The organism is Paenibacillus sp. N3.4 (assembly GCF_008017805.1).
GTDB lineage: Bacteria > Bacillota > Bacilli > Paenibacillales > NBRC-103111 > Paenibacillus_E.
Genome location: NZ_VRTT01000013.1, coordinates 18775 through 31561 on the forward strand (window position 1 = coordinate 18775; position 12787 = coordinate 31561).

9 protein-coding genes and 1 pseudogene are annotated in these 12787 nt (G+C 41.5%); 7 read left to right on the forward strand and 3 right to left on the reverse strand.

The genetic code is table 11. The features are described 5' to 3' along the window. Positions 1-267 precede the first annotated feature (267 nt). The 5 genes and pseudogenes from FU659_RS08945 to FU659_RS08965 all read left to right on the forward strand — a co-directional run bounded on the left by FU659_RS08945 (position 268) and on the right by FU659_RS08965 (position 6214). A complete protein-coding gene (locus FU659_RS08945; RefSeq protein ID WP_147947256.1) occupies positions 268-1773 on the forward strand; it encodes a hypothetical protein in 1506 nt (501 codons plus the stop codon). 57 nt (positions 1774-1830) lie between these two features. Beyond that, positions 1831-2445, forward strand: coding sequence for a hypothetical protein (locus tag FU659_RS08950; RefSeq protein WP_147947257.1), 615 nt, complete (start codon positions 1831-1833; stop codon positions 2443-2445). Positions 2446-2536: 91 nt separating this feature from the next. Further along, positions 2537-3161, forward strand: a pseudogene (gene bluB / locus FU659_RS08955) (5,6-dimethylbenzimidazole synthase). A 120-nt stretch (positions 3162-3281) separates the two neighbouring features. Next, positions 3282-4796, forward strand: coding sequence for a hypothetical protein (locus FU659_RS08960; protein WP_147947258.1), 1515 nt, complete (start codon positions 3282-3284; stop codon positions 4794-4796). Positions 4797-4969: 173 nt separating this feature from the next. After that, a complete protein-coding gene (locus FU659_RS08965; protein ID WP_147947259.1) occupies positions 4970-6214 on the forward strand; it encodes a hypothetical protein in 1245 nt (414 codons plus the stop codon). A 386-nt stretch (positions 6215-6600) separates the two neighbouring features. Here the strand turns inward: FU659_RS08965 and FU659_RS08970 are convergent, their stop codons facing one another. From FU659_RS08970 to FU659_RS08980, 3 genes are read right to left on the reverse strand one after another with little or no spacing between them, the layout of a single operon-like run. Next, complete coding sequence (locus FU659_RS08970) at positions 6601-6849, reverse strand: hypothetical protein (RefSeq protein WP_261807705.1); 249 nt, start codon at positions 6847-6849, stop codon at positions 6601-6603. 1 nt (position 6850) lies between these two features. Continuing rightward, entirely contained in the window at positions 6851-7114 is a 264-nt protein-coding gene (locus FU659_RS08975; protein WP_147947260.1) for a DUF5132 domain-containing protein, read from the reverse strand. A 58-nt stretch (positions 7115-7172) separates the two neighbouring features. Further along, positions 7173-11816 (reverse strand): cation-translocating P-type ATPase, encoded by a 4644-nt coding sequence (locus FU659_RS08980; protein WP_147947261.1) that lies wholly within the window; start codon positions 11814-11816, stop codon positions 7173-7175. Between the two features lie 173 nt (positions 11817-11989). Between FU659_RS08980 and FU659_RS08985 the strand changes: the two genes are divergently transcribed. Together FU659_RS08985 and FU659_RS08990 are read left to right on the forward strand one after the other, a co-directional pair. Beyond that, a complete protein-coding gene (locus tag FU659_RS08985; protein WP_147947262.1) occupies positions 11990-12208 on the forward strand; it encodes a hypothetical protein in 219 nt (72 codons plus the stop codon). A gap of 91 nt (positions 12209-12299) precedes the next feature. After that, a complete protein-coding gene (locus FU659_RS08990) occupies positions 12300-12656 on the forward strand; it encodes a hypothetical protein (RefSeq protein ID WP_147947263.1) in 357 nt (118 codons plus the stop codon). Positions 12657-12787: the final 131 nt, after the last annotated feature.

Sequence of the window (12787 nt, forward strand, 5' to 3'; positions counted from 1 at the left end):
TTCCTAGCTGGTAGGATCCAAGTAAAAACATCATCACCTCCTCAAAAAGCAGACCACTTATCGGACCACCTCATTTTCAGTAGCTATTTTAATTGTAGGCCGCCTTTCCCGGGAGCTCAAAGTAAAGTGCTATGCATATCAAGTGTTTTATTACGATTTATGAGGAATTCTGATTAGGTACCAAGACACTTTTACCTAATTGTGGTAAATTAAATATGGAGGCTATGGGCATTAAACGGGATTATTTTTGAATTGGAGGGTTAATCATTGAGAAAATTAGTTCGATATATATTGGGATTTACACTTTTGTTAATGATAACAAGTTGTAAACCAGCATTCAAAACAGATATATCATCATTAGATTCAATAAATACAACAAATGAAAAGCAAACGGCAGTCATCGAATTGAAAGCCTCAAATCCTCCTACGCCTCTTGCTACACTACCTCAGCCAACAAATCCCCCGAATGTACCAAAGAATACGCCGAATGAGGTTCATGCGAGTAAAGAGAAATTTAACTTAGCTTACGTGAGGAATGAATTGAAGAGTCAAACAGGTATCTTTGATATAACGGAATCTCCCAACAAAAAATATGTAGCTTATATGCACAGTGATACAAACTCACAATATGACCCTCTCACCTTGCACATCTGGCGTGTGGGGGATGATAAACCACAAGAAACTCAGGAAATGAAAGAAGAAACAGTGGGAGACGTGATTTGGTCTCCAAACAGTGAGTATATCTTCGTTGATACGGGAACGTATGTAACTCGCGCCGGAGATTTATTTGTAGCCGAAGGAGTTAAGAAGGTCGTATCTCTTGGCTATCTGCATAGCATTTACTTCTCGCCCAATGGTAAGAAAATACTATACAGCAAACTGAACCGAGATGTTTCCACATTAAAGGGAAAATATGTGGACCCTTTCGAAGCTTTTGATCTAGTTATGTATGACATTGCCACAAACAAGGAAGAAATGATTCTGAAAGGTACAGAGACTGAAGACAGTAACGCAATAGGGTGGTTAGATTCCCAAACGATTAGTTATAACTTAATTAAATATAGTGAGGAAAAGGGCGAACTCCAGGAAGAAAATGTGAAATACAAGTATGATGTAAAGAGCAAAAAATCGATTGTAGACGAACCCATTCCGGGCAACAAAATAACGCTTACAAATTATTGGAAGATCACCAAATCTTTAAGTGAGCAAAAGGATGTTTTTGAAGAAACATGGTCACCCGATCAACGAACTATAATCTACGCTAAAGGGAACAAAAAAGAAGGTCATGGGCAGGTTTGGATATGGAGATGGGGAGAAGAAAAACCGATCTCCATCTATGAAGAGGAAATGCTGAATAAGTTCGTTTGGTCCTCTGATAGCCGCTTTTTCATATTTAGTGGTGGCATTTCATCCGAAGAGCAAATAAAGATTGTTGATGCTCATAATGGAAATATCGATAAGATTGGTTGTTTCTGTTTGGTTGATGGACGGATTGCGGGTACTCCTTATTTTTTTTCTCCAGATTCAAAACTATTATTGTTTAGCGGGGTTGAAGAAATTCGATCTACCTACAAAATGAACACCGAAACGGGAAATTCGCATAATGTATCGATCATGAACATGGACACCAAAGAAATTAAAATTTTATTCAAAGCTACGGATAAAATCGATTATGTTGCCCTGGGATGGTCGGGCGAAAATAAAGTGGTTTATAAAAAGCTTGACTATGAACAGAATTCCGATGAAATATTGGAATATACATTATTAAATTAACCGCATTTTTGGTCCAGAGAAACAGGGCAGGTTAAAAGTAAGGAGCGTGGAAATCGATTGCTTTCAAAAAAATCTGTAAACCCGTTAAAGATTATCTTGTTTTCATTGATGGCTATGACAATTATTTTAACGCTTGTTGATATTGTTTGGGTAACATATACACGTTCGATCGACGTGACAATCCAAGGTGTAAACTACCAGCTTGGAGCTGAAAATAGCAACGACGTACAATCCGAAAGTGTAAGGATCAAAGGATCTTCCTCTAGAAGCTTGAATGGTTTACGAACATTTAAAGGCACAATTACGTTCGCGCATGATACAATTACCGTTCCGGAAGAGAGCCGAGAGGCCGTGATTCATTTCGATAAGAACGGGTACGGCCCAGTCATTTATGGCTATTTCGAGACGTCAAGTTCAGGTGTTGTCATGCCAAGAGTGTATAACAGCGGTGTTTTATTCGCAGATTCCGATTTCCGTTCGGTTACGTTTCTGAGAATGAAGGAAGTCGTTGCCAAAGATGGCTCCAAGGGCGGTGGATGGAACGGCGGCGATGGTTTGATGTTTGCAGGGCCGGCGACGACCCGCGAGCAGGCACTTATCATTTCGAATGAGCTTATGAAAAGACATTTACAAAATGCGGATTATGTCGGTGGCCATTTTATCTTAAAGTAGGGACACAATCACAAAAGTCAAAACGATAACAAAATGGTTCAAATGATTAAGAAGGTCAGAACGAAAACATTAATTTTAATGGAGGCATAGTATGTTTTCTGAATTTGAAAAGCAAGCCTTATATAAAGTTATCTATACAAGACGTGACGTACGAACATTTTTAACAAAAAAGATTCCCGAGAATATTGTTATGAATATTTTAAATGCTGCACATCATGGTCCGTCTGTAGGTTTTATGCAGCCATGGAGTTTTATTTTAGTTTCTTCTGATGAATTAAAGGAGCAATTAGCTTGGGCAGCGGATAAAGAAAGAAGAGCCTTAGCCATTCATTACGAAGGAGAAAAGCAAGACCAATTTCTAAGTCTTAAAATTGAAGGATTAAAACAAGCGTCTTTAACAATATGTGTCACATGTGACCCTTCTAGAGGGGGATCTCATGTACTTGGGCGTAATTCAATTCCTGAAACGGACATATTGTCCACTGCTTGTGCGATACAAAACATGTGGTTAGCTGCATGTGTAGAAGGAGTGGCAATGGGCTGGGTTTCATATTGATCCGATAGCTTTAATTTCAATTGGTTATACGGATGACTACCCGAATAAGCCTATATTAGAGACGGAAAATTGGGCCAAAAGAATTAATCTCATGAATCTTATATTCAAAGATACGTGGGGAGCGCCTCATGATGATTGTGATTTAACGAAGTTTAATTAAGATTTGCAGGTAATGTTGGATAGTATCGCTGCTTCGAATTTGAATATATTGTAAATATAGAAACATTTCTCCTAAGCATGCGTCATATAGTTTAAATCCCGCAAGTGAAGGAGTTAAACGATGAAGATGATTAAACATGCAGGCCTGCGACTCATTCCTTACTGGCTAGTCGTAATGCTATTGATGATTCCAAGCCAAGTTTATGGACAATCCAAGCAAGTGAACGTTAAAATTGCAGAGTTTTCGGTGACTGTAAACGGGATTGCTGCGGATAACGCGAATGCCGCCTATCCGCTTTTCGTGTATAAGGACATAACTTATTTTCCGCTGACATGGGATATGTCTAAAGCGCTGAAGTGGGATATTTCTTGGAGCGAGGAGAACGGATTAAAAGTGTCATCTGTGAATGAGCGAACCGTCTCCACGGTTGCTCCTAAGGCTTTACACCCGGATGCCGCGTCGCCAAATAGTACGAAAAGGTCGTATCTCGCGACCGTTGTTGACTATCCGGTAGAGCTTGGAACGCCATCCGAAACAGGTCTGGGTGGTTGGGAACTCATCGACCAATCGAAAGAGCCTTATCCGCTCCTGCAATTTAGGGATATGACTTATATACCATTAACCTGGCATATAGGTCATGAACTCCTAGGGCTCTCGCTTGCTTGGAACGAACAGAGCGGACTGCAGGTGACAAGTCTGCAGTATCCGGAATTAGGAAGGATTTTTTCGGATGATGCTGATTCGTTGTACGTATTGCAAGGGGGGCAGCTCAGCAGGCAAATGTTTCGGGTTGATAAAAAGCTGGAAGCCAAACCTGTCGCACTTTCTCGGAGTGAGTGGACAACCGTCATGGATGCTAGCAGCAATAAGCGAGACAACGGCAGTTTGGACGTGTCCGCAGAGGTAACCAAGCAGGATGACATGCTTATGTTCCGCGGGAACAAGATTAATGTTAATCATGACTTGCCGGTCGACGCTACGTTATGGACGACACAGAATAATGTTCACATTGAGGCAAAATGGTTTCCTCTGGAAGGTGATCAAGGGCTATTGTCATTACGAATGGAGTTTGTTCCTCCAATAGCCGTTCCTCATGAGCTGCCGTTCCGCGCGTTGTTGTATTGGGTGCACGGGCAAGAGGTGACGGAGCTTCCTGGATATATGAGCGTACCAGATCGGGTGATTGCCAACTCTAACGGGTCGCATTGGATCTATACGAGTATAAGGCGGGGCTATGAATATCGGGCATACAATTATCATCACGGTCAAGCAGCGTTATTGGCTAAGGATGGCACGTTCAAGCTTGTGAATAACATGTTTGAAGGCAAGGACGTAAATGTCTTAGGGGCAGATAATCCAAATCCGGTGCAGCTAGCAGCTGAGGATGGCAGTCTCATGATTGACGTATTTCAGCCGAGTCAGCCAATAGCTAAACCTAGCGAAGGAGGCACGCTCTTTCGTCTTACGACCGAGCTGCTGGCTGATAAAGTGTCTAACTATGATCAAGGTTACTGGTATATGGGAATTAACCGTCATCTCTACTTTCTTGATTCGAATCAGAATTCGATCACGAATGTTACGGAACATCGTTCTGCTAAGTGGTGGGACTACGAGCTGGAACCGGGAACGAATTAATGCGATTTAAATGAACAGTTGAATAACACATTCTAGGCTGCATAGGAATTTTCCTAGGGCAGCCTTTTTTTCTCCAAGATAATATACAGAATTGGAAAATATGCTCAATGAGGGAACCGAGAACTTCATAATTATGGTAAAATTGAGTAAACAGGACAATTGGAGGCTTTTTAATGCAGAAACTAGGTTTACTTATTCTTATTTTGTTTGTAAGTTTTTCTAATATGGCTTTGGCGTTACCAGTGCAATCTCAATCTTCTGATGTCGATGTGTCTCAGAATGAGATGCTTAAAACCATAAGCCTCCTTGATACGACTCCGCTCTATTCTACACCTGATGATACCATAGAGTCCTTAGCTTCGCTTAGTCCCCAGGATGTAAAAGTTGTTCAAACGCAATATGATGGGAATGATTATGAGCAAGCAGAAGGTTATACATGGATTCAAATTCACACAACTTGGCTTGGAAAAATGTGGATTAAGCTTGATAACACTAAACTGGGTGTAATTAAACCGCTCAAGGTCGACTTGAACTTGGCAGCAGACACCCCGTTATATGATCGTCCATACCATTCGGCTGCGAATAAAGCGATACTGTCACCACAGACTGTACATACTAAAGCAGAATTTCTTTCTCCCTCAGGATTTTACGCCATTCAAATTGAAACTTCTTGGAGAGGAGATCAATGGTTGATTAATCCTGAAATTAGTGATGGTAACTCTGAAACGATTTCTTTCCCAACTGCGATAAGTCCTGACTATGGGGATTTAATGACAATTAATTGCATTCACATTATCAAATTGGGTGACCGGACATTTGTTCAAGGGCAATTTACTTTAAAAGCAGATGCATGGAATGTAGGGCGGATTCATCCTGGTCCACGTCAACACTATGTATGGGGAAAACTAAGCTTTTGGAATTCAACGGGTGATATAGCAGCTAAAATTCCTTATACCATTTTTAATCAAGATGGATTGGGGCAAGGAAGTGTGACGACCCCTCTTTTACTGCCTTTGTATAATAAATTGTCATCAACTGAAATACCGACGCTACAGCAGACATTTCCATATTATTTTGGCCTGCCGGTACCGCCTTCTCTGAATTTAGTTGATCCAGAAGGAAAGGTGCTTTTAGGTATTCTTAGAATGCAGAAAACGGGAAGCTACACGGTTGCAAATGCGTGGATAAGCGGGAAATTGTCCGGGTCTCACGATTACAACATAAATCTGACTTTTTTTGATAATAACGAGCGGATTCTAGGTCATTCACGTATTCATCAACACATGGATGTTCCTGTAACACTGGAACAAAGAAGTCCAGAAGGCGGAGGCGTCTATTATCAATTAGATATTGTAGGTAGTGGGGATTGGACAGATTACTCCAAAGTAGATATTCATGTAGATACAATTACAGATTAACGGACGATTGCACAAACGGAAATCAGCAAGACAGGCCGTAGTTCAATGTTAAAAAACGGAAAATTATAGTTGGTTAACAAGCCCGATCTCTTGGTCTCCAAAGGGATTGGTAATTATTTTATCCGTATATTTAGGAACAACCGCGAGAAAAATAGCTTTGAGAAAATACAAATGAAGCCGAAATTGATCGTTATAACCGCTTCTTACCCGCAACGGTAAGGCTTAAAGGAAGGAGGTTATTCCTATCAAAAATCCATTGTACATGTGGCTAGGCAAGAAACTTGGAGTCATCTCAGTTAGAAACAGACGTAATTAACAAGTAGTAGAAGGAATAATTGCATAGGAACGCCTCTTTTCCCATCTTTAGCTAAAGAGGCGTTCTTTTGTTAACGATTGCGAGGAAAGGTAATCCAGCCTAGAAGATTGAGCCTTGATTTTTTACCCTTTTCTCGTACTTGACCGATGAATGCACCAAGAAACTTCTCCCATTTCAAGCCAATTTCTTTTTTTGTATCATCGTTCTCGAGTACACTTCTTATGCTTTGGTTTAATGCGGTTTCTAGATGAGATAAAGCTTCTCGCAAATGAAAATCTACATTTTGCTCCATATTGCCAGTATTCACCTCATTTATCATTTCATTTCTCTTCGTCATCGAGCGATGCGATTTCTTTATCAAGCTGTTTTTTCATTCTTTCAAACTGGGCTTCTGCTATGATATCTTCGACTTCTTCCCGGGCTATTTGAAGTAAGGATCTTGCCCGATGTAACAAGCCAGAACTGCCCTGCATGCCGGCTGACGTGATCGGCTGCAAGGTAGATTTGGCAATTGGGAGTAAGGCGGAGGCCGCTACAGTAAGCGCGGTACCGATAATAATTTTGTCTATGTTTTTCTGAATCATGTTTATACACCCTCGGAGTTTATTTGGACGTTCTCTAGTTTTTTGAGTACTGCGGTTGTTAAACCGCAGCACTCGCATATTCGCCCATGGATGGCAGAAACTTGTTATCTTGTTTTCTTGAAATGAGAGAAAGTAGTGGTTTTGATAAAAGCGATACAGATCCGGCTACCCCGATAATTGGAATCCAATGTTGTAAAGAGAGGGGAGTCGTATGGAAAAATCCTGCTAATGTTGGTATATACAACGCAGCAAGTAAAGTCAACCAGGAGATGCCAAGAGCACCAATTAATAACCGGTCCTTCGTCCAATCGCGAACCGTTTCCTCCGAGCCCTCTTGACGCCACGAGAAGGTTTGGATCAATTGTCCTGCAACTAGCGTAGCGAACGCCATGCTTTGCGCAACCGGGATAGGTGTCCCAGCAGCGATACTCATGGCAAATAAGCCGATTGATCCTAATCCCAGCAGGACTCCTCTGGTGATTACTTTTTGATACAATTCCTTATCAACGATATCATTTCGCTTCGTTTGTTTAGTCTTATTTCCGGGATTCACAGCCAAAATCATCGCGGGCAGCGCATCCGTCAGCAAATTCATTAGCAATATTTGAATAGGTACTAAAGGAATCGGCAGTCCGATCATTACAGCTGCACTAGTCACAATAATCTCGGCTAAATTACCTGTCAATAAGCATCCGAGTGCTTTACGGATATTGCTTATGATCGTTCGACCTTCTTTAACACCTTCAACAATTGTTCCAAAATGATCTTCGGTCAAGACCATATCCGCAGTTTCTTTGGTAACCTCCGTTCCTGATCGTCCCATCGCAATCCCAACGTTGGCTTGTTTGATGGCAGGGGTATCGTTAACGCCGTCTCCTGTCATGGCGACTATATGACCATGTTTTTGAAAGGCAGTTACGATACGAAGTTTATGTTCCGGTGTAACCCTTGCAAAAATAGTTATTTGATCCACAATACGATCCAACTCATCATCCGATAAACGTTCAAGTTCATGACCAGTTAAAACATTCTGAGACCCATTATAAATACCAAGCTGTTTCGCGATGGCAATAGCCGTAATCGGGTGGTCGCCTGTGATCATAACTGGCTTAACGCCTAACTCTAAAGCCTCACGGATATTGTGTTCAACATCGGTTTTTGGAGGGTCCATCATCCCTGCCATACCTACATAAATCAGATCCTTTTCATCCATTCCCTCTTCATTCGTATGTTCATCCATATGTCGGTAAGCGAAGGCAAGTACACGTAAGGCATCTGAAGATAGTTTCTCATTTTGCTGTAAAATGAGTTGTTTTTGCTCTTCAGACAATGGGAAAATTTCACCATTTTTTTGATATCGGTTGCAATGGCGAACGATGGTTTCTACGGCCCCTTTTGAAAACAGAAAACATTCCTGCTCGGTTAGTGTGTCTTTGCACACAACGCTCATTTTGGCAGTGCCCGAGTCGAACGGTATTTCAAGTCCTCGATGCCAATGGGACATATTCTTTTCCCACAATCCGGTTTTGGCTGCTAGCGTGAGAAGTGCGCCTTCGGTTGGATCACCTTTGGTCATCCATCTTCCTTCCTCCTGTACGAGCTTGCTGTTATTGCAAAGTACACAGATTTGGAGAAGGCGCTTCAAATCTGGGCTATTCTCTATATGGTGATGATCTTGAGAATCCGATTGAACAGCCGCTGCGGAAGCAGCAGCCACCTCGGGAATGAGCTCTTCAAATTGACCTGTCGGTTCATATCCATCGCCTGTTATTGCCCATGCCCGATCAACCGTCGAAAGGGCCTTAACCGTCATTTCATTTTTAGTTAAAGTGCCAGTCTTATCCGTACAAATGATTGTTGTTCTACCTAATGTTTCCAAGGAAGAAAGCTTTCTAATCAAAGCATTTTTCTTCGCCATACGGAAAATTCCTGCACTCAAAGCAATGGTAATCGTAACTGGCAGTCCTTCTGGAATAGCGGATGCAGCCAACGTTATGGAAGTCGTAATCATTTGCGTAATAGGTATGCCCCGCAGTAGTCCAGTTATGAATACAAGTCCCCCAGCCACAAGAGCACCTTTTACAAATTTTTTGCTTATAGACGTTACCTTTTCTTGCAAGGGAGTAACTTCTTTGTCATGATTTTTCATAAGGGACAATAAATGGCCCATCTCCGTTTGCATACCCGTATGTACAACGACTCCGATCCCTTTTCCCCCGCATACATCAGTCCCCATGAAAAGCATATTTCTCTGCTCTGCAAGAGGACAATCTACTGTCAGAGCAGATTCATTTTTTTCAATGGGTAACGATTCTCCGGTTAGGGCTGCCTCGTTGACACGCAAGCTTCTTGAGCTTATCAAACGAATATCGGCTGGTACACGATCTCCAGCTTCGAAGCAAACGATATCGCCAGGTACCAATTCCGCAGCGGACATTTCCGCCTGTTTGCCGTTTCTTATTGTCCGGCAGGTAGGTGGTTGAAATTGATTCAGTGTCTCGACTACCTTCTCAGCTTTTCGCTCCTGAATCGTCCCAATAGCCGCATTAGCGAGAAGGATGGATCCCATAGCTATGCCATCGAATACCCCACCAGTAAATAGGGCAAGAACTGAGGTGCCGAGCAGGATTAAGGTTGTAAATTCCTTGAATTGCCCTAAATAGGAAACGAGCCAAGGGGTTGGTTGTTTGCTTTCAAGCTGGTTCGAACCATAACGATTTCGAAGGGAAATGACTTTCTCTGTTGTCAGACCCTGATTTTGATCGACATGGAAATCCCTGGTGACTTGTTCACTTGAAAGGGCATGCCAAATGGGAGCCTCCGAAGCAGCCGCAATTTCAGGATGGAACGTATTTGATGGTGTGGCTGGGAATGATTCGCTTATTTTTTTCGATCGGGACATAAAAACAAGAGATAACGCATCTGAAGCTAGATTGACAACAGGTGCGCTTATCATTCCGAACGTCGCTAAAGCGCTCCCCAGTAAACTCCAATTTTTTGAAACGGAAACATGTTGGTTTACCGTTCGATCGATGAACTCGGCATATGTAGCGCTTTCCTGAATACTCTTCAACTCATCAACTGAAATTGACGCTATGCCAGTTTCTTTAAATAAAGCATTGATTGGATTTTGCTCTGTACTTGAAACAAATAGTACTTCCTCACCGCGCTGCTGCATAACGGCGATTTTTTCAAACACTTCACCATGCTCAAGTGCCAACCAGTTTAAATCCATTTGGTATCGATTGAGCAATTCATCGCTAATTTTCAAACTATTGTGTAATAACTGGATGCGCCAACCTTTTTCTATAAAGGAAGCCGCCATAAGGCCATTTTCATTGATGGAGGTTTCTTGATGTCTGACGATTAGACCCAAACATTCACCATTCTTGATGCCTTGTTTTCCTACAAACAGAACACTATTGCCAGTTTTCATCAGTCTTTTTGCTTTTAGTTCATATGATGTGCAATCAATGCCGTGCTCTTGAAGATACTTGAAACTGCCTAGCAAAATACGGGAATCGTTTATTTTTCCTTTGATTCCTTGTACATCTTCTTCCACTTGGAATGCGGTACGAATCGTACGACACGTTTGTTTGGCTCTATTCCATATCTCCTCTTTCCAAGGATGGCTGCTTTTTGCCATCAATGACGCTGCATAACAAACAATTTTATCTGCATCTGCTTCATTCATTGTCAGACTCTCTATTTCTTCAATTTTCGGAGGGTCAAAAAGGAGAGAAGAGTCTTCAATCAACATTGTTTTTGTACGTGCAAGTTGAGACAACGATCCTTTTTCCGGAACTACGTAATTTCTTTCATCAGAAACGAGATCAGCTTGATTCCAGGCACATTTAGCGGGTAAAGTCATGGACCGAGGATTTGCTGCTAGAAGAACAGCGATTGCACGCAGCGGATTTCGGGTAACCGCCCACGTTACTCCGGCCGCTATCATTCCCAATTTGCTGGCCCTTTCACTGTATGCTTGGATCTCAGGCGATAAAGAAATATCTTGTTGCGTATTTAAGACAGACTGACTTTTCTTCCAGTTAACGAATTGTAATAGGCTTAGTCCGGCTAATACAACTAAGTTTTCGCGAATAAGCGCGAGAGCTAGCGCACTTGTTCCTAAAATGAGATCTGAATTTATTTGCTTCTTATCAGAGAAATTCTGAATTCCCCGCTTTAAGAAGGGGTAACCCGTTAATACGGACACTAGAGCTGACAAATAGAAAGGTGCAGGACTTCTAGCCAAAGCCGAACGTCCCATAAACAACTGCTTCGCTCCTAGAATAGCAAGTCCACCCATGGATAAGGCCAATGGAAGGGGGACTTTTCCCGTAGCTTGTTTAGGTAGTACAAGGTCAATATCTTTGGTGGCTGCAACTTCCTGTTTCACTTCCTCCATTGAAGAAACGGCCTGGTCAAGAGCAAGTTCTGAGGTATTTTGTAAGATGACCTGCTCTTCAATATCTCGGATAATCCCGAAAATATTTTGCTTTGAAATCTGCTTTTCGTCGTAAAGAAGCAGTAGTCTGCCTGTAAGTATACAAGGCTCTGCTTTGTAAATTTCTTTACATGTTGAGAAGCTTTTGATAAGCAGATCGGCAGTAAGCTTGCATCCCTTAAGGCCGCAGATTTCCATGCGTAATCTCCCTGGTAAAACGTGGAGAAATCTGTTCTTATTTTGCAATGAATACATCCCTTTACTCTCCTTACCCCATGTTGAAATGACTTGGATATTGATTTGGTTATTATTCACAGCACATAATTCAAATATTCATTCGTTTAATCCCTGAAATTTAAAAACTTACTTCGTATAAAAATTTTCATTTTATGGAATTATTTAAATAAATTTTGCATGGAGGGTTAGATATGAAAAATAAATCACTATTCGGAATTATCCTAGGTGCAGCGGCACTCGTACTTGCTGTATCTCCAGAAGGAAGAAAAGCTGTACGTAAATTTGCGGTTAAAGGTACGGGAGCATGGCTCGATATTAAGGACCAAATTAAAGAAGTTACTTCCGAGTTTCCATCTGGGCAGATGGGGAGTAAGAGGGAAATAGAAGATCCGATCCCTAAAGAAATTTAAGGGGAATGTTGGAAATATCCGAATTGATGGTTTTTCACAGTAATGGGGCAAACTTTCTACTGTGAAAAATAAGAATGAAGGAGAGATCATTATGTTACAAGGCGGTTCATTATGGGCAGGACTTATTTCTGGAGGTATATCTGAATTCCAAGATGTGAAGAATTTAACAAACGGACAAATGGATAAAAAAGAATTTGCCGTGAAAACAACGGGAAATGTAACAGGGGCATTCGGCATAATGGCCGGTATTGAATACGGAGCGATTCTTGGAACTACGGTTCTTCCTGGTGTTGGAACAGTCGTTGGGTCAGTTATTGGTGGGATATTGGGTAACAGCTTAGGACAGAGGCTAGGTACACAAGCCGGAAATGCAATTGTTCACAATCCTTTATTGAATAACATAACAAAGTCTGTAACGCAAACCGCAACTAATGTGACAGCATCGTAAAAGTAGTAAATTTTCTTTTTAAATGGCTACTCCTAGTGAGGGCACCCGCAGCTGGGTGTCTTCTTTTATTCCGATGCATCAGGAGAAGATAGCATATTTTATATTTACAAATCTAAATAAATAGATATAAT

Bases quoted from the DNA above. Each gene is read 5' to 3' on its own strand.
- FU659_RS08980 (WP_147947261.1), bottom strand. From the start codon at position 11,816: ATGTATTCATTGCAAAATAAGAACAGATTTCTCCACGTTTTACCAGGG.
- FU659_RS08990 (WP_147947263.1), top strand. From the start codon at position 12,300: ATGTTACAAGGCGGTTCATTATGGGCAGGACTTATTTCTGGAGGTATA.
- FU659_RS08960 (WP_147947258.1), top strand. From the start codon at position 3,282: ATGAAGATGATTAAACATGCAGGCCTGCGACTCATTCCTTACTGGCTA.
- FU659_RS08975 (WP_147947260.1), bottom strand. From the start codon at position 7,114: ATGATTCAGAAAAACATAGACAAAATTATTATCGGTACCGCGCTTACT.
- FU659_RS08985 (WP_147947262.1), top strand. From the start codon at position 11,990: ATGAAAAATAAATCACTATTCGGAATTATCCTAGGTGCAGCGGCACTC.
- FU659_RS08970 (WP_261807705.1), bottom strand. From the start codon at position 6,849: ATGATAAATGAGGTGAATACTGGCAATATGGAGCAAAATGTAGATTTT.
- FU659_RS08965 (WP_147947259.1), top strand. From the start codon at position 4,970: ATGCAGAAACTAGGTTTACTTATTCTTATTTTGTTTGTAAGTTTTTCT.